General features: G+C 52.1%; 1 rRNA gene. It reads right to left on the bottom strand.

The annotated features are described in order from the left end of the window. Positions 1 to 461 (bottom strand): 23S ribosomal RNA (locus tag ACXAFQ_RS20530); the annotation flags it as partial.

The raw sequence follows: 461 nt of genomic DNA on the forward strand, positions 1-461 counted from the left end.
TCACAGTTCACCTTCAGCGGCTTACAGAACGCTCCCCTACCCAAAGTACAAGTACTTTGCCGCAGCTTCGGTATATTGCTTAGCCCCGTTACATCTTCCGCGCAGGCCGACTCGACTAGTGAGCTATTACGCTTTCTTTAAAGGATGGCTGCTTCTAAGCCAACCTCCTAGCTGTCTTAGCCTTCCCACATCGTTTCCCACTTAGCAATATTTTGGGACCTTAGCTGGCGGTCTGGGTTGTTTCCCTCTTCACGACGGACGTTAGCACCCGCCGTGTGTCTCCCGGATAGTTCTCTTTGGTATTCGGAGTTTGCAAAGGGTTGGTAAGTCGGGATGACCCCCTAGCCTTAACAGTGCTCTACCCCCAAAGGAATTCGTCCGAGGCTCTACCTAAATAGATTTCGGGGAGAACCAGCTATCTCCCGGTTTGATTGGCCTTTCACCCCCAGCCACAGGTCATC

This window comes from Alteromonas sp. ABH2_165 (genome assembly GCF_056159945.1).